Consider the following 17806-nt stretch of genomic DNA (forward strand, 5'->3'; position numbering starts at 1 on the left):
GTTGCCCGCCCGGGCGGTCACGACGCAGCCGCCCGGGCGACGACGGCGCTACGCCGCCTGGGGCAGGACGTGCGGGACGTGCGGCGGCCGCGGCGGGTGCGGCGGCCGGTGGTGCGGCGGCTTGGGCGGAGGCGGCTGCCGGAGCTCGAGCGCGTCGACCGCGGCCACGAGGGCGTCGGTCGCCGCGTTCACCCGCGCCTGCGGCCCACCCCGGTGCAGGACGCCGACGGCGTGCCCGAGGGCGGCCCGCACCTGCGCTGCGCTGCGCCCGGTGTAGGCGCGCAGGTCCAGGGTCCGCGCGGAGGCGACGACCTCCTCGAGCGCCGAGGTGTCGGTGATCTGCCCCCGCACGCCGAGCCAGCGCTCGGGATCGGCGACAGCAGCGGCGGCGAGCTTCTCGGAGAAGTCGCTGTTGAACAGCTGCGGGTTGTGCGTCGCCCGCCAGTTGAGCTGGTCGGTCAGACCCCAGAAGGTCACCCGGTTGATGTCCGCGGAGTACTTCTTGTAGACCGCGAAGTACTCGGCGTACCGCTGCGCCTGGATCGCCTCGAGCTCGGCCCGGTTGGTGATCTTGCCGACCCAGTACGTGAACCCGTCCTTGGAGATGCGGTCCGCGACGCTCGGGTCCGTCAGGTCGCGGTACCCCGCGGGGTTGGACCCCTCGGGCTCGCCGTTCCACGCCTCCCAGACCTGCAGGTCCAGCTCGCTGATGCTCGCCGTGAAGCCGGCCTCGGTGATCAGCTGGAGCGAGCGCTCGACGGACGCGTGGTCCGAGCAGGCGCCCGGCTGCCACTCCGCCGCGTCGTCGTCCACGAGGTTCGGCAGGCGCGTGAGGTCGGAGCAGGCGAAGGCCGGCGTCTGGTTGATGTAGTTGTGCGACTGCAGCCCGATCGCCTCGACCAGCGGGCGGGGGTCCTGCGGATGCTCGGCGGCGTACCGCGCGTTGAGGTCGGTGGCCATGGCGATGACCGCCTGGGCCTTGCCCTCGGACTGGAAGATGTTGAAGTCGTTGTACTCCAGCCGCACCTCGGGCCCGTAGGTCCGGGCGAAGACGAAGGCGTCGTACAGGAAGTCCGACGGCGTCTCGCCGGCCGCCGCATCGGCGCCGTTGGCGTAGGCGCGGTACCAGGGCGAGAACCCGCCGTTCGGGCCACCGCGCAGGAAGTCACGCCAGTCCTGCGTGGCAGGGTCGAACTCGTCGAGCCCGTCGACGAAGGCCTCGTTCACCACGTCCCACGAGACGACGCGGCCGGAGAAGTGCGTGAGCACCTCGCGGATGTACCGCTCCATGTTCGCCTTGGCGAGCGCGCGGGTCCCACCCGTGGTCCCGCTGTTGATGCGCGCCGGGGACTGCCCGTGCCAGACGAGCACGTGACCGTGCACGTCCATGCCGCGGGCCAGGGTCTCGTTCACGAACTGGTCGGCGACGTCCCACCGGAACGTGAACGCCCCGGTCGCGGGGTCGATGTTCGCGTTCGGCAGCAGCTCGACGGGCTTCATCGCGTTCTCGGCGGTCATCACGGAGTAGTGCCGGTCGACCGTCGCCGAGTTGGGCGAGCCCTCCGCGTACGTCTGCGACCCCGACCAGATGTTGCCGACGTCGAAGTAGTCCCGGTAGGCGTGCGCGAGCGGCGCCATCTCGTGGCGGAACGTCGTGTCGAGGACGACGTCGCCCTCCGGCATCGTGAACGAGCTGACGCGCGCGCCGATCCAGCCGAGCTCGGCGGACGTCCAGCCGCCCCAGACGTGCCGGGCGGCCGGCACGGCGGTCAGCTCGACCGTGTCGCCGGGGGCATAGCTGCCGGCACCGGAGACGGTGCCGCGGCCGGTCGAGCGGATCTCGACCTCGTAGGTGGCCTCGGCGACGGCCCCGCTCGTGGCCTCGCTGGTGGGCTCGGCGGTGACCTCGGGCTCGGCGGTGGCCGTGGCGGTCTCGGTGGGCTCCGGCTCCGGCTCCGGCGTGACGCTCCACGCCGGCCCGGCGAACCCGGCTGTCGCGAGCGCTGCCGCGGCGCCGGTGGCGATCCACCGCGCCGCGCGTGGCGTCGTCCTCGCGAGCGCACCGTCACGTCGTTGTGCGGTACTCCCCATCATGCGGTTCCTCCCCGGTCCGAACTGGAGCCGGCAGGACGGAGGGCGACCCCGCCCAGCCGGCATGCATGTCGTGCTTCCGACGCCTCCTCGCGCTCACGCGTGGGCGTCGGACCGGTCAGGCACCTCACCCCCTCCCCGTCGATCTGCAACGTTGGAGAACTCCGGAAAAGACGTCACCAATGACGTCATGGGGGGTGAGGGCACCGTAGGGACGCGCGCGGACGGGCGTCAAGGTTCCGGGGCTCGGCGCACGGGCCGCGGTGGCGACGACGACGGCGCGCCGCTCGCCGGAGCCCTACACCGCCAGGCGCGCGAGGAGGTCGACCAGGGCCAGCCCGGTGTCCCGCATGCGGTGCTCGACGTCGCAGGTCGGGTCCCAGGAGGCGATGGTGGCCGACGCGAGCGGCAGGCGTGCGAGCGCCGCGGCGACGGTCTCGCGGACCTCCTCCGGCAGGAGGCCGCCCGGTGCCGCGTAGGAGTTCGCCGGGGCGACCGACACGTCGTGGACGTCGAGGTCGACGTGGATGTGCACGGCGTCGGCGTACGCGGCGACGCGGTCGAGCACCTCGCCCGTGCGGCCTGCGCGGATGTCGGCGACGCTCAGCCAGGCGGGCCCGCCCTCGTCGAGGAGCGCACGCTCTGGCGCGTCGAGGTCGTGCCCGCCCACCAGGACCGCGCGCTCGTCGGGCAGCGGCACGAAACCGGGCACGGACGCGGCCAGCGTCTGCCAGCAGCGGCCGCCCATCATCGCGAAGCCCATGCCGTCGAAGAAGCCGCTCGCGGACGTGCTGGGGCTCTGCAGGTCGCCGTGCGCGTCGAACCAGAGCACCGCGACCCGCCGCTCGGGGGCCGCGGCGCGGAGCCCGGCCACGACGCCGAGCGTCACGCCGCAGTTGCCGGCCAGCACCACCGGGACGCGGCCGGGGTGCGCGGCGACGTCCTCGGCCACCCGGCGCATCACCTCGGCCCCGGTCGCCGCCTCGATCGTGAAGCCGCTCGGCCGGTCGAGCTCGACGCGGCCGTGGGCGACGTCGGCCCCGCGGGCACCGAGTCGCTCGACCGCTCCCGCGGCGACGAGGGCGCCCGGGCCGGCGCCGTGCCGCGCGTCGCGGTGGCCGGAGTCGTAGGGCACCTCGAGCAGGCGGAACCGGACGCTGGTGGACACGTCGCCCATCATGCACGGGAGCGGCCGGGCGCGACGTGGCCGCGCCGATGGCGCGCAGGCCCGGGTGGGGTCCACGCGCCATCGGCTGCGGCTCGGGGGTGGCGGCTACCGGTTCAGGCCCGGCGGGGTGCGCGGGGAGATGCCCGGGGTCGCGTTGGTGAGCGTCTCGAGCAGCGCGTCGTACGCCGGCTTCTTCTCGAAGTCGCCGGTCATGATCGTCGCGTAGCCCTCGGGGAAGACGAAGGGCACCCAGGAGCGCTCGTCGTCGAAGCCCCAGACCGTGAAGCTGGTGCAGGCGGCCACGTTCAGGCAGGCCTCGAGCATCGCGTCGTAGCGCTCCGCCTGGAGCGCGATCTGCTCGGCGGTCGGCTCGCCGTCCTCGCCCAGCGGCATGCGGACGTCGGCCTCGGTGACGGCCACCTTCAGGCCCAGGGCGGCGAACCGCTCGAAGTTCTCCTGGATGGTGTCGTCGAACCCGTACTGCAGGCTTAGGTGACCCTGCGAGCCCATACCGCCCAGCGGCACGCCGTCGGCCAGGAGCTCCTGCGCGAGCGCGTAGTAGGCGTTCGTCTTGGTGTTGATGCCCTCGGCGTTGTAGTCGTTGAGGAACAGCACGGCCTGCGGGTCGGCCTCGTGCGCCCAGCGGAACGCGTCACCGATGAGCGCGACCGGGTCGTCCGCGCACGCCGCGAGGAACGGGTTCGCCTCGGTGCGCAGCCGCACGCCGCCCGCGTCCCAGTCGTCCTGGAAGATCTCGTTGGCGACGTCCCACTCGTAGATCTCGCCGGCGTAGCGGCCGACGACGGTGCGGATGTGGTCCTCGAGGACCGCGCGGGCCTCGTCGCAAGTCCACGTCGCGGCGGCCTGCGTCACCCACTCGGGGTTCTGGCTGTGCCACAGCAGCGTGTGCCCGCGGACCTCCATGTTGTTGGCCTTGGCGAACGCGACGACCGCGTCGGCCCCGGAGAAGTCGTAGACGTCGGGCTCGGGGTGGATCTCCGCCCACTTCATGTCGTTCTCGGGCGTGATCGAGCTGAACTCGGCGGCCAGGATCCGCTGGAACTCGGTGGGGTTCTTGCGGTCGTAGTCCAGCAGGTCGCGCTGACCCCAGACTGCGGTGCCGATCTCGAGGTCACGCGGCGCCTCGTGCCGCAGGGTCGACGCGCGGGGAGCGGCCTGGGCAGCAGGCAGGGAGACGGCGACGGCGGTCAGCGCCGCTGCCGCGACGGCGACCAGGCGCGTCGCGGTTCGTGGATGGGACATCGTTGTTCCTCTCCGATCAGGTCCGGCGGCCTCGGACAGGTGGGCGCGCACCGATCTGGACCGGTCACGCCGCGGACGTCGATAACGATTTCTCACGGTCTGAAGGTCGGCAACCGGACGACGGAGTCCGGGCGCCGAGGCCGCCGGCCCGCGAGCGCGGGCCGACAGCGTCGCGCCCGGCCGCGGACCAGGCGATCAGTTCCCGCCCGCTCCGCGGTCTGTTCCGACAGGCGTGGCACGCGCCGCGCCCACCCGCCCCACCGCGCACCGGAGGCTCCCATGACGACCCCGCTCACCGACCCCGCCACCGACCCGACCGCGCTCCCCGGCCGACCGCGCGTCGTCGACCGGGAGAGCTGGCAGGCCGCCCGCGACGAGCTGCTGGCCAAGGAGAAGGCGCACACGCGCGCGGGCGACGAGCTGGCCGCGGCCCGACGCCGGCTGCCCATGCTGGAGTTCGACGGCTCGACGCAGGTGGTCGGACCGGACGGGCCCGTGCCGTTCCGGAAGCTCTTCGCCGGCCGCGACGAGCTCCTCGTCTACAAGCACATGTGGTACGACCACACGCCCCACCAGGGCCAGTGCGAGGGGTGCACCTTCACCGCGTGGCACCTGCGCGACGCCGTGTACCTGGCCGCCCGGGGGGTGTCGTTCGCCATCGTCACCGAAGGCCCGTGGGACGAGGTCGCCCCGTTCGTGGACTTCATGGGCTACACGCAGCCCTGGTACTCGGTGCGCGGGCTGGCGGAGCCGATCGGCGGGCCGATGGGCACCTTCGCCGTCTACCTGCGCGAGGGCGACCGCACCTTCCTCACCTACGACACCACGGGCCGGGGCGTCGAGGGCGGCGTCGGCACGTTCGCCCTGCTGGACATGACGCCCTACGGCCGCGGCGAGGCGTGGCAGCAGAGCCCCGCGGGCTGGCCGGAGGGGCACCAGCCCTGCTGGTACTGGCGCACCGACGTCGAGGGCACGCCCACGTTCGGCCCGACGAGCCGCCCCGCCGCCCAGTGGACCCGCCCGGGTGCGACGCCGGAGACGACGCTCGGCAGGCACGGGCACCACCACGGCTGACGGGCGGCGGCGCGTCGTCCGCGCGTCGTCCGCGCGTCGTCCGCGCGTCGTCGGGGCGTCAGCGGCCGGTGGCGCAGCCCACCCCGATGCACTGCGGGGTCGACGCGTTCGCGGCTGCGGCGTTCCCGCCGCCGTCGACGACGCCGGACACCTCGATCCCGTAGCCGCCGTTGCGGTAGGCGGTGTTGCGCGTGAGCGTCGCGACCCCTGCGCCCGTGCCGACGATGCCCGTACCGCCGTTGCCGACGGCGCGGTTGCCGACGACGTCGACGCGCCCGAACGAGCCGAGGACCGAGAAGACGAGGCCCTCCTCCGCGTTGCCGAGGAACTGGTTGCGCTCGACCCGCACGCCGTTCGCCCCGCTGCCCGGGGCCGCGACGTTCAGCTCCACGCCCGTCCGGCAGTCGATGAAGCGGTTGCCGCGCACGAGCGTGGGGCTCGCCGGCCAGCTGTCGCGCGCGTCCACGCCGACGTCGCAGCGCAGGAACGTGTTGCGCTCGGCCACGACGTTCGCGGCCAGGCCGGTGGTGACGCCGCCGCCGATGAACGTGGAGTCGTAGACGTCGGTGTAGGTCTGCGCGGTCGAGTCCACCCCGGACCGGACGAAGTGCGAGCGCCGCACCACGGTCCGCGACTCGACGTTCCCGCCGCCGACGCCGGCGTCGACGAACGTGGACCGCTCGACGCTCAGCGTGCCGGGATAGAGCGGCCCGGCGCCGAGCCACTCCCGCACGCCCCGGACCGTCAGGTCCTTCAGCGTCAGGTCGAGAGTGCCGTCGCCCCCGACGGCCGTCTGGAATCCGCGGACCTGCCCGTTGCGCACGACGACGGCGCCACCCCCGGTCGAGGTGACGCGCACCCCGGTCCCGGTGCCGTCCCCGACGACGGAGCGCCGGCCGAGGTCGAGCGTGATGGTCTGCCCCGGACCCACCTGGACGTTGATGGCGGTGCCCGAGCACCGCAGGTCCGAGCGGAGCGTGTAGCTCGAGGTGACGGTCAGGCCGCAGTCGGCCGGGCGCGCCTGCGCGGGCGCGGCCGCCAGGGTCGCGATGAGGGCGAGCGCTGCGGCCGCGGCCAGCTGCGCTCGTCGGTGGGTGGTGGTGGGTGCTCGTCGTGCCATGTCAGTTCCCCGTTCGTCGCCGGACGGGTCCCGGCCCGATGCCGGAATCCCCCTTGGACGCGCGTCTGGCGGCGCGCGTCAGGGGGATTGTGCACACAAACCGGGCGATTACACCCGGACTTCGCGAGTTTTTCTCGCGCGCAGGGGCTGCCCGCCGCGGCGGACGAGCGCGACCACCCCGAGCGCGAGCGCGAGGAGCACGCAGGCGACGACGAGCACCATGCCCGCGCCCAGGCAGACGAGGCCGAACACGAGCCCCGCCAGCCAGCCGCCGGGGGTCACGGTCTGCCGGGCGAAGGGCAGGCCCCCGCCGTCGGCGTGCGCGCTGCGGAGACCCTGGGTGCCGAGGGACGTGATCACGACCGGGGACGGGGCGACGAGGGTCTGCGACATACCCTCAGCCTCCCGACCGGGCCCGGGTCGGCGGAACCACCCGAGGTCGGGTTCGCCGTCATCCGAAAGCGGTGCTTCTCCCCCGCCCGGGGTACGCCTGAGGGGGGACAGGCCGGGCTCAGGACGCGCGGGACGGGGCAGGACGGGTGCCGATCGCTCCATGACTCTTTCGACCGTCGGAGGCAGGGTCAATGATTGGCCGATGACGACCTACTTCCGCACCAAGGAGTTCGAAGGCGCGAGCTTCGTCAAGGCGAGCTTCAAGGGCGCCACGCTGCGGTTCTCCGACGTCAGCGGCGTGACGATGCGCGCCGTCGACGTCGGCGGGCTCGACATCGACAGCCACGACCTGTTCTTCGGCAGCCTGATCGTCAACGGCGTCGACGTCGTGCCGCTGGTGGATGCCGAGCTCAACCGGCTCTTTCCCGGGCGCGAGCTGCAGAAGGCGGAGACGCCCGAGGGGCTGCGCGAAGGGTGGGTGGCGGTGCAGGCCGCGTGGCGGGAGACGGTGGAGGGCACGCCCGCCGAGCTCCGCGACGCGCACGTCGAGGACGAGTGGTCGCTGGCCCAGACCCTGCGGCACCTCGTGCTCGCGACGGACGCGTGGCTGCGCGGCGGCATCATGCGGATCGACCAGCCGTTCCACGAGATCGGGCTGATCTTCACCGGCGCGGCCGAGATGGGCTTCGACATGTCGATCTTCCGCACGGACGAGCCGACGTTCGAGGAGATCCTCGCCGTGCGGGCGGAGCGGCAGCAGCTGGTCACGGACTTCCTGGCCGACGTGGCGCCGGAGCTGCTCGCCGAGGAGCGGGCGGACCCGTGGGGCGGCGGGGACGAGTGGCGGCCGACGGTCGGCGACTGCGTGCGCGTGATCCTCAAGGAGGAGTGGGCGCACCTGCGCTACGTGCGCCGGGACCTGGCGATCCTGAGCGCGGACTAGGCCACGGCCGCGGGCCAGCGAGCCTCGCGCCACTGCGCCCAGGTGGCGAAGCCGGCCGGCGGGTCGTCGAGGGGCTCGGTGCCGTCGATCTCGCCGGGCGTCGGCGGGGTGAAGCGCGCGGCCCAGCCCGCGAGCTCGGCGTCGGACATGTGCCAGGTGGTGTGCGGCTCGTCGGCCTGCCGGCGGTCCAGGCGGCGCCGCTGCTCGGCCAGGTCGAGCTCGAGGTAGCGGATGACGACGCGCGCCCCGACCGCCGCACCCGCCTCCCGCAGCGCCGTGCGCTCCTCCTTGCTCCACAGCCCGAAGTCGACGACGACATCGACGCCCAGCTCGAGCGCGCGCAGCGCGATGGCGATCAGGCGGCCCTCGATGACGTCCGTCGCCTCGGGTGGGTTCGCCTGCCCGTAGAGCGCCTTGACCCACTCGTCCTTCGTGAGGCGGAGGGCACCCTCGGCCTCGACCTGCCGCGCGACGGTCGTCTTGCCCGTGCCGGGCAGGCCCACCATCAGGACGAGCGTGGGCCGCACCGTCGTCTCCTCCGCCACGCGGAGACCCTAGCGGCGCGGCGATGAGTTCGGGCGCCGGCGGGAGTCGTCACCGACACTGGCCCTGCTCGCACCATCCCTGGAGGCACCGTTGAAGCTGCTCCTCACGTCGGGCGGCGTGACCAACCCGAGCATCCACGCGGCGCTCGAGCGGCTGCTCGGCAAGCCCGTCGGCGAGGCGCACGCGCTCTGCATCCCGACGGCGCAGTGGGGCCACCCCGCCTGCGGCCCGACGTCGGTGCGCGGCCTCCTCGCGGCCGACTCGCGGTGGGCCCACCTGACTGGCCTGGGCTGGGCGTCGCTCGGGGTCCTCGAGCTCACCGCGCTGCCGACGATCGGCGCGGAGCGGTGGGTGCCCTGGGTGCGCGCCGCGGACGTCCTCCTGGTCGACGGCGGCGACGCCGCCTACCTGGCCCACCGGATGCGGGAGTCGGGGCTGGCCGACCTGCTGCCCTCGCTCGAGGAGACCGTCTGGGTGGGCGTGAGCGCCGGCAGCATGGTGCTGACGCCGCGCATCGGGCAGTACTTCCTCGAGTGGGCAGGAGCGCCGGACGACCGGACGCTCGGCGTCGTCGGCTTCTCGCTCTTCCCGCACCTCGACGCGTTCCCGACCAACACCATGGCCGACGCCGAGCGGTGGGCCGCCGACCTCGACGTCCCCGCCTATGTCATCGACGAGCAGACGGCGATCGTCGTGGCCGACGGCGCGGTCGAGGTGGTCTCCGAGGGCCGCTGGGCGATGCTGGAGCCTCAGGAGAGGGGGCGTCGATGACGCAGGATCCGCCGGGGTGGACGCCGGTCACGTACGAGAGCTGTGCCGACGTCGTCGGGCCGTTCTTCCACGGGACGCGGAGCGAGGTCACGGTGGGGACGGAGCTCGTGCCCGGGTACGGGTCGAACTACCAGGACGGCCGCGTGTCGAACCACATCTACTTCACGGGCCTGATCGAGACCGCCGCGTGGGGCGCCGAGCTGGCCACCGCGCTCGCCGGGGTCGAGGAGCGCGGGCACGTGTACGTCGTCGAGCCGCTGGGGCCCTTCGAGGACGACCCGAACGTGACGAACAAGCGCTTCCCGGGGAACCCGACGCAGTCGTACCGGACGCGCGCGGGCCTGCGCGTCGTGGAGGAGGTGCCCGACTGGCCCGGGCACGAGCCGGAGGTGCTGCAGTCGATGCTCGACAGCCTCGCGCGGCTGCGCGAGCAGGGGCTCGACGTCATCGACGACTGAGCAGACGGGCTGCGGGCGCCGCCCATTCCGCCGGCGCAACCAGTGCGTCAACTCCTCTAAAAATCGGCGACGGCGGCCGATGGGGCAGGTGCACGCAAAGACGCGTGGCAGGGACGCACGGCTCACCCTCCCCCCTGTGGCCGTAGATCAGGACATGTCGGATGAAGGCACTGGTCGTTTTCGAGTCCGCGTCGTCGAACACCAAGATGATCGCCGCCATGGTGAGCAAGGGCATGGAGGAGTTCGGTGAGATCCAGCGCACCGACGTCGCCACCGCCCCCGCGGAGATCCCGAAGGACCTGAACCTGCTCATTGTCGGCGCCGCGGGCGGCGACGGTCAGAAGGCACTGATGAACTGGCTCGACAAGGTGCGCGTGCCGCTCGGCTGCTCGGGCGCGGCGTTCGACACCCGGGTGAAGAAGCCGCTCTTCGGCGATCCCGCGGCGCGCACCGTCGAGAAGCGCCTCGGGCAGATCGGCTTCCGCGTCTCGGCACCGGCCGAGGGCTTCATGGTCGACGCCGCCACGGGCGGCCTGGTCGCCGGCGAGTCCGTGCGCGCGGTGCGCTGGGGGGCGACGGTCGGGGCGCCGTTCAAGAACCGCTAGGGGCGCGCGCTCACCACTGGGGCTCGAAGTACGGCGGCGACATGGTCTGGAGGATCTCGCCGGTGTCGGCGTCGAGCACGACGACGGCGTCCGGCGGCAGCGCCAGCCCTGCCGGGACGGCGTAGTCGGGGATCGAGCTGCAGGCGATCCGGTCGAAGGACTCGAGGACCTTCCCGTTGCGGGTGTCGACGAGCACGGTCCGCGGGTGCTCGCGCATGATCGGTGGCCAGTCGGCGGGGTCGGTGCGCACCCCGCCGTCCTCGGTGGCCGGCGTGGAGCTCCACCAGCCCTCGTAGGACGGCCCGGTGCCGGCGATGCCGGCCGGAAGCTCGGCGCACATCTCGGGCAGGGCGCTGACCGGGTCCGCCACGGCGGCGACGCACGCGTCGACGTCGCTGCCCGGGCAGCCCGCCAGCAGGGCCCGGCCGGGGCCGTCGGTGATCGTGACGGCGTAGCCCTCGCCGTCGCTGACGCCGGCGCTCGGGTCGAACGCGACGAGGTAGAGCAGACGGCCGTCCGGGGTGGGCGCCGCGAAGGTGGGCACCGCGAGCGCGCGGCCGGTGCTCCCGTCGGCGAGCCGCACCTCCCCGCTCAGGTGCAGGGTCACGGTGGGATCGGTGATCCACGACGGCACGGCGCCGAGGAGCAGCGTGTGGCCGGCGACCGACTCCTCCACGACCTTCGTGGGCGCCGGGTAGACGCCGTCGGGGTAGTCCGCCGGGGTGTCGGCCGGCAGCCAGGACAGCGTCGCCACGCGCGTGCGCAGCCCCTCGGCCGACGCCGTCCACACGCGGACCTCCGCGCCGGGCGGTGCGGCGTCGAAGACGGGGTCGACGTCGGGCTCGGGGTTCGCGCCCTGCGCCGGTCCGGTCGTGAGCGCGAGGCGGTCCCCGAGCGAGGGCCACGCGTCGCCGAGCCCCAGGTCGAGGACGGCGGTGCCGTCGGCCAGGGTCGTCGCCACGGGCAGGTTCACGGCCCGGATGCCCTCGGCGAGCCCGACGGCGGCCGCGTCGTCCGCCGGCTGCGGGTCGGCGTCGGTGGGCTGCGGCGTGGTCGGCCCGGGCACCTCGTCCACGGGGGGCGTGGGCCGGTCCCAGCGGTCGGCGAGGGTCACCCCGCCCACGACGACGGCGCCTGCCACCACCAGCGCGGCGGCCGCGCGCGCGCCGCGGACGAACGCCCGCTTGCGCCGGCTGGACGCCAGCACGACGCGCGGGTCCAGGCCGGACGGCGGGACGGCGTCGAGCGCGTGCCCGCGGAGGAAGGCGACGAGGACGTCGTCGTCGGTGTGCGTCACAGCGGCCTCCCGTCGATCGCCGGGGCGAGGAGGGCGCGGAGGCTCGCGAGCCCACGCGCGGCCGTCGACTTCACAGTCCCGAGGGGCAGGTCGAGCTCGGCGGCGACCTGCGCCTCGCTGAGGTCGAGCAGGTACCGGAGCACGACGACGCGGCGCTGCTTCAGCGGGAGCGCCTGGAGGGCGCGCAGCACCTCGTCGCGGTCACCGAGGTCCGGGTCGGTCCACGTTGCCTCGCGGCCGGCGATCGTGTGCGGATCGGCGAGCACCTCGCGCCGCGTCCGACGCCAGCCGTCGACGCGGAGGTTCATGAGCACCCGCCGGGCGTAGGCGAGCGGGTCGCCCTCCCGGGCGCGCGGCCAGGCCCGGTAGGTCCGCTCGAGCGCGTGCTGGGTGAGCTCGTCGGCGCGGTGCGCGTCCCCGCACAGCAGGAACGCCGACCGGTGAAGGGCCGGGATCGCGGCCGCCATGAAGGCGGTGAACTCCGCGTCGCGGTCCTCGGCGGAGCGGGCGGCGAGCAGCTCCAGCTCACCGCTCTCGTCGCTCACGACGTCGCTCCCCTCGGCCCCCACCACCCGTACACGCACGACGCGCGGCACAGGTTCCATCCGGACGGCAGGGTCCCACGGACGGAGTAGTCCGGGCCCGCGAGCGCGCCCGGTGGTGACCACGTCCCACCGGGACGTGTCGCCGCTCCCTACGGTGTGCATGGACTCCCCGGTCCACCCGCCCGGCGCCGACCCCGCCCTACGGCTCGACCCGAGCGGGTACTCCATCGGCGCCGGGACGCACTCGTGGACCCAGACGCCGTTCGAGGTCGCGCATATCGAGGTGACCGACGACGGCGTCGTCGCCCAGGCGCGGTTCACCGACGCAGACGGGCGGCTGATCGAGATCGACGTCGACGACCGTGACGGCCGTCCGCGTCGGCGCGGCGGGTTCCTCGCACCGGTCAGCGCCGCCGTCACCGAGCCGCGGGCGATGCTCGTGGTCTGGATGCCGATCTTCGACCTGGTCCACGAGGTGCCCGGCCGGTCGCCGGTCATCCGGATCGACGGGGAGGACGCCCGCATCGGCGCCCTGCCCGGGCGTCGCCTGCACCGCCGTCACCTGATCAAGTACGCGGGCCCCATCTGCTCGGCCCGCCTCAACGCGGACGACGACGTCGCGGCGGGCAGCCCGGGCGATGGCGTGGTTGAGCCTGGGCCCGACGGCGGCGTGCGGGCCGTGACGGCCGCCGCGGCCGGCCACGGGGTCGCCGTGCGGTTCACGCCGCCGCTGCCCGACCTGGGCCGCGAGGGCGCGGTCGCCGACGGCACGTGGGTGCTCGAGATGGACGACGCGCGGGTCACCGGCGGCGTGTGGTCGGTGCGCCCGGCCGGCGACGACCGCGAGGTGTCGCTGCAGGCGACCCGGCGCTGGCGCCCGCGCCGGCTCCCGCTGCTGATGCGCGTGGTCACGACGGTGGTCCCGGTGTTCCGCCGCTGGCCGACCACGTACGCGTGGCGGGCCGTGGTGACCGCCGACGGTGTCGTGACGGACGCGGGCTGGTCCCGGACGGGCACGGAGGACGGGAAGGGTTACCGGCGCGCGACCGGGAGTTGACGCGTCGGCAGTCCCGCCGCACACCCGGCTCGGTCCGACGAGTCGTCACGACGCCCGCGCGTCCCGCACCGGTGACAGCGCCGCGATGGCGGCAGCCCCGGCGAAGACGACCGCCACCGCGACGAGCGTCGGCCGGTCGCCGAGCTGCCCGACGGCGAAGCCCCCACCGAGCGCCCCGACGGCCGCCGCCGTCCGGTTGGCGGACCGCCTGGTGGCATTGGCCCGTCCGAGCACCCCGTCCGGGGTGAGCGACTGCCAGAGGGCCATCTCGTTCGCGTTCTCCGCACCGGCGGCGAGGCCCTGGATGATCAGCGCGAGGAGCAGCAGCAGGGTGCCGGCCGTGCTCTGCGGGGCGAGCGCGACGAGCGCCCAGGCGAGCGGGTACGCCGCGCGCGTCAGCACGACGACGCGGCCCGGCCCCTGCCACGTGCCGAGCCGAGGCGCCAGCGAGGCGCCGAGCGGCGTTGACGACGCCGACCTCGAACGGCGTCGCGCCGAGCTGCTGGACCACCAGCACCGGGAGGGCGACGCCGGTCACCGCGGTTCCGAACGCGCTGATGGCGTCGGCGGCCCAGTAGCGGGCGAAGGGTCGCGGGAGCCTGCGCGCGTCGTCTCCCTGGGCCCTCCCGCTCGCGCCTCCCGTCACCTCACGCGGCCGCCGCGCCCCGCTCGAAGGACGCCGTCAGCGCGTCCATGGTGGTGGTGCGCTCCTTGCGGGCCATCCGCCGCAGGATCGGCGTCGCGAGGCGCCACATGCCGTACGGGACGAGCCTGGCGTGATGGCGGACCACCGTCGCGCCGTCGTCGGCGGGCTGAAGGTGGTAGCCCGGCCAGCCCTCGAACTTGGGCCGGCCCGACCGGGACGTGCTCCACCAGTGGAAGACGATCGTGTGCGGTGGCTCCAGCTCGGTGACCTCACCGGGGATCTTTCCCTGGCTCGTCTCGTCGACGAACGTCGTCCCGACGGCGGGCGCCCCGGGTGACGTCTGCCGAGTTCGGCGCAGCATCGTCCCGCTGCCCGCCATCCAGGCGTTGTACCCCTCGATGTCGACGAGCCGGGCGAACACCTGGTCGATCGGGGCACGGACGGTGCGCTCGATCTCGAACTCGATCGGAGCCATCCGCCGATCATCCACGCCCGGCGGGTGCAGCACCAGACACCGGTACAAAGTCCGCGCCGCGGGGCGACCGGCTCACCGCCCGCTCAGTTCCCGCGTCGAGCACGGTCTGCCCAGCATGACGACGACGAGAGTGCTCAGCGTGTCCCTGCCCGTGACCGACCAGGACGCGGCCCTGGCCTTCTACACCCAGGTGCTGGGGTGCGAGCTGCGCTTTGACGCCGTGGTGCCGCCCGGCGTGCGGATGATCGAGGTGGTCCCGCCCGGATCCGAGGTTGGCCTGCTGCTCCTCCCCCCGGACAGCCCCATCCCCGTCGCCCTCCGCCTGGGCACCGACGACGCCGACGCGGCCTACGCGCGCCTCGCGGCCGTCGACGGCGTGGTGCACCACAACGACGAGGTGCTCCGGTGGGACGGCGTGCCGCCGATGTTCCACTTCAGCGATCCCGAGGGAAACAGCCTGGTCTACCTGGAGGACGCCGCCGCCGGGTGACCCGTGGCTAGGCCGGCTGCTCCGCGGGCGCCGCGCGCCGGCCGAGCGCCTCGCGCAGGATGAGCCCGGCCACCGCCACGGCCACGGCGAGCGCGAGGGTCTCGCCCACCAGCGCGGTGTCCGTGGCCGCGAGCCTGAAGACGCCCGCGCCGTACTCGAGCATCCCGGGCAGGTCCCGCGCGAGGATGCGCGTGCCGAGGGCGGCGGAGATCGCGGTCGTCAGCGGCGGCGCCAGCCAGACGAGGACGAGGCTCACCAGCGCGGAGAAGACCCGGCCGACCGTCCGCACGCCGGCCCACGCGATCGCCGCCCCGACGAGGACGGGCATGACGTAGGTGAACGCGCGGAGCAGCCCCATCGGGGCCGAACCGGGGCCGCTCGTCTCGACGACGACGATCGGCAGCCACACGCCCACGGCGACGGCGCCCGTCGTCAGGCCGAGCAGCGCGCCGGCAGGCGGGGCCAGCGCGACCAGGGCGAACACCCCGGCGCTGATCAGCAGGCAGGCGACCATGCCGCCCCCGATGCCGACGAGGTACACGGACGAGTCCCGCCCGTCCCGCAGGCCGGGCGCCACGGCCGCGATGGTCTGCACGACGGCGACCACCTGCCCGACGAGCAGCCCGCCGCCCATCCACAGCGCCGGTCCCCGGCCGCCGGCCAGGGCGACGAGCGCGCGGGCCGCGACGCCCGCCACCGCCCCGCCCACGACGAGCAGCGCGAAGATCGACGTCACGTGGTACTGGCTGAACGGCAGCAGCACGACGGGCGCCTCGGCCGGGATCCCGCCGTCCCAGAGGTTCTGCAGGGGCAGGCGCGCCCCGCCGGCGAGCCACGGCGCCAGCCCGACGACGGCGGCGACCATTCCCGCGAGGAACGTCGCCCAGGGCGGGACCGGCCCCGTACGCCCGGCAGCCCGCGCGTCGGCGGGCGGCGCGCCCTCCTGCGAGACGGCGTCGTCCACGAGCTCTGCCATCGGTCCCCCTGCGTGTGCGGCTGCGGCGCACGGCGTGCGCCATCGACCGGCCACGCTAGTCGAGGCAGAACTCGTTCCCCTCGACGTCCTGCATCACGAGGCACGATTCGTCGAACCCGTCGGCCTCCATCAGCCGCACGCGCGTCGCGCCGAGCGCGAGCAGTCGGGCGCACTCCGCCTCGAGGGCGGCGACGCGCTCCTCACCCACCAGCCCCGTGCCGACCCGCACGTCCAGGTGCACCCGGTTCTTGACGACCTTGCCCTCCGGCACGCGCTGGAAGAACAGCCGCGGCCCGACCCCCGTCGGGTCCTGGCAGGCAAAAGCCGAGCCCTGGCGCTCGGCCGGGAGGGACCGGTCGAACTCCTCCCACGAGGTGACCCCCGCGGGCGGCGGCGGGACCACGTACCCGAGCACCTCGCACCAGAACCGGCCGACCCGCTCCGGCTCGGCGCAGTCGAACGTGACCTGAACCGTCCTGACCTGTGGCATGGCACCCACGTTAGGGCGCTCGTCCGACCGCGACGAGCCGATTCCCGACACCGGGCGGCGCGCCTCAGCGGTAGCCGAAGACCTCGGAGGCCGTGGTCACCAGCAGGGTGCCGTCCCGCGCGAGGTGCAGCCCGACGGCGTCGGCGGGCAGCGCCATCCGCCAGCGCTCCTCCCCCGTCCGCAGGCCCAGGGCGGCGAGCGCAGGGCCGTCGGACTCGGGGACGAGAACGACGTCGCCGTCGGTCAGCGGGTCGAACGCCAGGTCGGTGGCGGCCGGGTGCACCCACAGCCACGCGCCCGTCTCCGCGTCGAGGGCCGCCACGGACGACCCGATGGCCACGATCGCGGTGCCCTCCAGCAGGAAGAACGGCCGGGCATCGCCGTCCGGGCCCAGGCCCGCGATGCGCTCGCCGCCGGTCGCGACGTCGCGCAGGGCCGTGCCGACCCGCCCCAACGCCGCGTGGACCTGGCCCGCCCACGTGCGCCTCGCGAGGCCGGGCTCGGGGTCCGCCTCGGCGCCGTCGTCCACGGAGACCGCCACCGTCCGGGCGCCGTCGAGCTGGAGGACCTCGCCGTCCTCGACCAGGTGCCAGCTCAGGTCGGCGAGAGCCTGGCGGGGCCGGACGCCGGAGCCGCTCGTCCAGTCCCAGGCGACGCGCCCGGACCGCGGGTCCACCCGCACGACGCCGACCGCTCCCCCGGCGCGGGTGGTCAGCAGGAGCAGCCCCCCGCCCACCTCGGCGTGGCCGAGGAGCTGACCGGCGACCGTCACCCGCCCCTGCACCGCGCCCGTCTCCAGGTCCACGAACGCGATGGGCACCGACGCGGCCTCGGCCGGCGGAGTGCCGTCGCTGCCGGGTGCGTCGTAGGCGAGGCACATGAGCATCTGCGGCCGGCCGACGGCGGACGGGGCGCTCGCGCCCTGCGTCGCCTCGTCGAGGACCGGGCTGCACTGCTCGTTCGTGTCCGGGCGTTCCCACAGCACCTGGCCGGTGGCGGTCGCGACCGCGCGCAGGGTGAGGTCGGCGCCGTCGGACTGGGTGACGACCGTCCCGTCCGTCTGGGTCAGCACCGCACCGCCGGGCGCCCGCCAGGCCTCCTTGGGCGGCCCGGTCATCGCGGGCATCACCCACCCGAGGTCGGCGAGCGCCTCCCGACGAGCGGCGTCGCGGCGCGCGTCGGCGACGCCCACGGCGACCGCGCCGAGCAGCAGGGCCGCGACCAGCGCGATCCCCAGCCGACGCAGCACGCGCCGGCGTGCCGAGTGGGGAGCGGCGCCATCGGGCCCGGCGGGGGCGGTGCGCTCCGCGGGCACGCCGCCGGCGTCGGTGACCTCCACCATCTCCACCCCGACGCGCGCGTCGGGCCGGCCGGGCCGGCGCATAGCGCCGACCCTAG

20 protein-coding genes are annotated in these 17806 nt (G+C 74.5%); 7 read left to right on the forward strand and 13 right to left on the reverse strand.

Going from position 1 to position 17806, the window contains the following annotated elements; genetic code table 11:
• Positions 1-48 precede the first annotated feature (48 nt).
• The 3 genes from AFE02nite_RS07935 to AFE02nite_RS07945 all read right to left on the reverse strand — a co-directional run bounded on the left by AFE02nite_RS07935 (position 49) and on the right by AFE02nite_RS07945 (position 4522).
• The gene (locus AFE02nite_RS07935) at positions 49-2094 is read right to left on the reverse strand and encodes an endo-1,4-beta-xylanase (RefSeq protein ID WP_146819406.1); all 2046 of its coding nucleotides are present in this window, start codon (positions 2092-2094) and stop codon (positions 49-51) included.
• A 295-nt stretch (positions 2095-2389) separates the two neighbouring features.
• The gene (locus AFE02nite_RS07940; RefSeq protein WP_186814502.1) at positions 2390-3259 is read right to left on the reverse strand and encodes an arginase family protein; all 870 of its coding nucleotides are present in this window, start codon (positions 3257-3259) and stop codon (positions 2390-2392) included.
• A gap of 105 nt (positions 3260-3364) precedes the next feature.
• On the reverse strand, positions 3365-4522 hold the full coding sequence (locus AFE02nite_RS07945; protein WP_034247655.1) for an endo-1,4-beta-xylanase: 1158 nt from the start codon (positions 4520-4522) through the stop codon (positions 3365-3367).
• 279 nt (positions 4523-4801) lie between these two features.
• On the opposite strand from AFE02nite_RS07945, the gene AFE02nite_RS07950 reads away from it, so the two are divergent.
• Positions 4802-5596 carry a DUF899 family protein gene (locus AFE02nite_RS07950; RefSeq protein ID WP_034247657.1) on the forward strand — a complete coding sequence of 265 codons (795 nt, stop codon included), beginning with the start codon at positions 4802-4804 and terminating at the stop codon, positions 5594-5596.
• 58 nt (positions 5597-5654) lie between these two features.
• Here AFE02nite_RS07950 and AFE02nite_RS07955 read toward each other — a convergent pair whose 3' ends face one another.
• The gene (locus tag AFE02nite_RS07955; RefSeq protein ID WP_034247658.1) at positions 5655-6716 is read right to left on the reverse strand and encodes a right-handed parallel beta-helix repeat-containing protein; all 1062 of its coding nucleotides are present in this window, start codon (positions 6714-6716) and stop codon (positions 5655-5657) included.
• Positions 6717-6824: 108 nt separating this feature from the next.
• Complete coding sequence (locus AFE02nite_RS07960; protein ID WP_034247659.1) at positions 6825-7109, reverse strand: hypothetical protein; 285 nt, start codon at positions 7107-7109, stop codon at positions 6825-6827.
• A 202-nt stretch (positions 7110-7311) separates the two neighbouring features.
• Here AFE02nite_RS07960 and AFE02nite_RS07965 point away from each other — a divergent pair, with 202 nt between their 5' ends.
• On the forward strand, positions 7312-8052 hold the full coding sequence (locus AFE02nite_RS07965; RefSeq protein WP_034247660.1) for a DinB family protein: 741 nt from the start codon (positions 7312-7314) through the stop codon (positions 8050-8052).
• Here the strand turns inward: AFE02nite_RS07965 and AFE02nite_RS07970 are convergent.
• A complete protein-coding gene (locus tag AFE02nite_RS07970; protein WP_261765536.1) occupies positions 8049-8597 on the reverse strand; it encodes an AAA family ATPase in 549 nt (182 codons plus the stop codon). The two genes, AFE02nite_RS07965 and AFE02nite_RS07970, sit on opposite strands and share 4 nt — an antisense overlap.
• A 91-nt stretch (positions 8598-8688) precedes the next feature.
• Between AFE02nite_RS07970 and AFE02nite_RS07975 the strand changes: the two genes are divergently transcribed.
• From AFE02nite_RS07975 to AFE02nite_RS07985, 3 genes are all read left to right on the forward strand, one after another.
• Complete coding sequence (locus tag AFE02nite_RS07975; RefSeq protein ID WP_052113879.1) at positions 8689-9369, forward strand: Type 1 glutamine amidotransferase-like domain-containing protein; 681 nt, start codon at positions 8689-8691, stop codon at positions 9367-9369.
• Positions 9366-9827, forward strand: coding sequence for an NAD(+)--rifampin ADP-ribosyltransferase (gene arr / locus AFE02nite_RS07980; RefSeq protein ID WP_034247661.1), 462 nt, complete (start codon positions 9366-9368; stop codon positions 9825-9827). Before AFE02nite_RS07975 ends, arr begins: the two co-directional genes overlap by 4 nt.
• A 161-nt stretch (positions 9828-9988) precedes the next feature.
• Entirely contained in the window at positions 9989-10432 is a 444-nt protein-coding gene (locus AFE02nite_RS07985; protein WP_034247663.1) for a hypothetical protein, read from the forward strand.
• A 10-nt stretch (positions 10433-10442) separates the two neighbouring features.
• Here the strand turns inward: AFE02nite_RS07985 and AFE02nite_RS07990 are convergent, their stop codons facing one another.
• Both AFE02nite_RS07990 and AFE02nite_RS07995 read right to left on the reverse strand, forming a co-directional pair.
• Positions 10443-11729, reverse strand: a complete 1287-nt coding sequence (locus AFE02nite_RS07990; protein ID WP_146819408.1) for a hypothetical protein — start codon at positions 11727-11729, stop codon at positions 10443-10445.
• Positions 11726-12274 (reverse strand): SigE family RNA polymerase sigma factor, encoded by a 549-nt coding sequence (locus AFE02nite_RS07995; RefSeq protein WP_052113419.1) that lies wholly within the window; start codon positions 12272-12274, stop codon positions 11726-11728. The genes AFE02nite_RS07990 and AFE02nite_RS07995 overlap by 4 nt, the downstream gene beginning before the upstream one ends.
• A 160-nt stretch (positions 12275-12434) precedes the next feature.
• Between AFE02nite_RS07995 and AFE02nite_RS08000 the strand changes: the two genes are divergently transcribed.
• Positions 12435-13331 (forward strand): hypothetical protein, encoded by an 897-nt coding sequence (locus AFE02nite_RS08000; protein ID WP_034243629.1) that lies wholly within the window; start codon positions 12435-12437, stop codon positions 13329-13331.
• 45 nt (positions 13332-13376) lie between these two features.
• On the opposite strand, the gene AFE02nite_RS08005 is transcribed toward AFE02nite_RS08000, so the two are convergent.
• Positions 13377-13733, reverse strand: a complete 357-nt coding sequence (locus AFE02nite_RS08005; RefSeq protein ID WP_052113403.1) for a hypothetical protein — start codon at positions 13731-13733, stop codon at positions 13377-13379.
• Between the two features lie 245 nt (positions 13734-13978).
• The gene (locus AFE02nite_RS08010) at positions 13979-14452 is read right to left on the reverse strand and encodes an SRPBCC family protein (RefSeq protein WP_034243631.1); all 474 of its coding nucleotides are present in this window, start codon (positions 14450-14452) and stop codon (positions 13979-13981) included.
• A gap of 115 nt (positions 14453-14567) precedes the next feature.
• Here AFE02nite_RS08010 and AFE02nite_RS08015 point away from each other — a divergent pair, with 115 nt between their 5' ends.
• A complete protein-coding gene (locus AFE02nite_RS08015; RefSeq protein ID WP_034243632.1) occupies positions 14568-14942 on the forward strand; it encodes a VOC family protein in 375 nt (124 codons plus the stop codon).
• A 7-nt stretch (positions 14943-14949) separates the two neighbouring features.
• Here AFE02nite_RS08015 and AFE02nite_RS08020 read toward each other — a convergent pair whose 3' ends face one another.
• The 3 genes from AFE02nite_RS08020 to AFE02nite_RS17355 form a co-directional block, all read right to left on the reverse strand.
• A complete protein-coding gene (locus AFE02nite_RS08020) occupies positions 14950-15918 on the reverse strand; it encodes a hypothetical protein (protein ID WP_052113404.1) in 969 nt (322 codons plus the stop codon).
• 55 nt (positions 15919-15973) lie between these two features.
• On the reverse strand, positions 15974-16408 hold the full coding sequence (locus AFE02nite_RS08025) for a VOC family protein (protein ID WP_034243667.1): 435 nt from the start codon (positions 16406-16408) through the stop codon (positions 15974-15976).
• 64 nt (positions 16409-16472) lie between these two features.
• Positions 16473-17792: an outer membrane protein assembly factor BamB family protein gene (locus AFE02nite_RS17355; protein ID WP_034243634.1), complete on the reverse strand. Its 1320-nt coding sequence runs from the start codon at positions 17790-17792 to the stop codon at positions 16473-16475.
• Between the last annotated feature and the right edge of the window lie 14 nt (positions 17793-17806).

It is taken from the genome of Actinotalea fermentans, assembly GCF_007991475.1.
Lineage (GTDB): Bacteria > Actinomycetota > Actinomycetes > Actinomycetales > Cellulomonadaceae > Actinotalea > Actinotalea fermentans.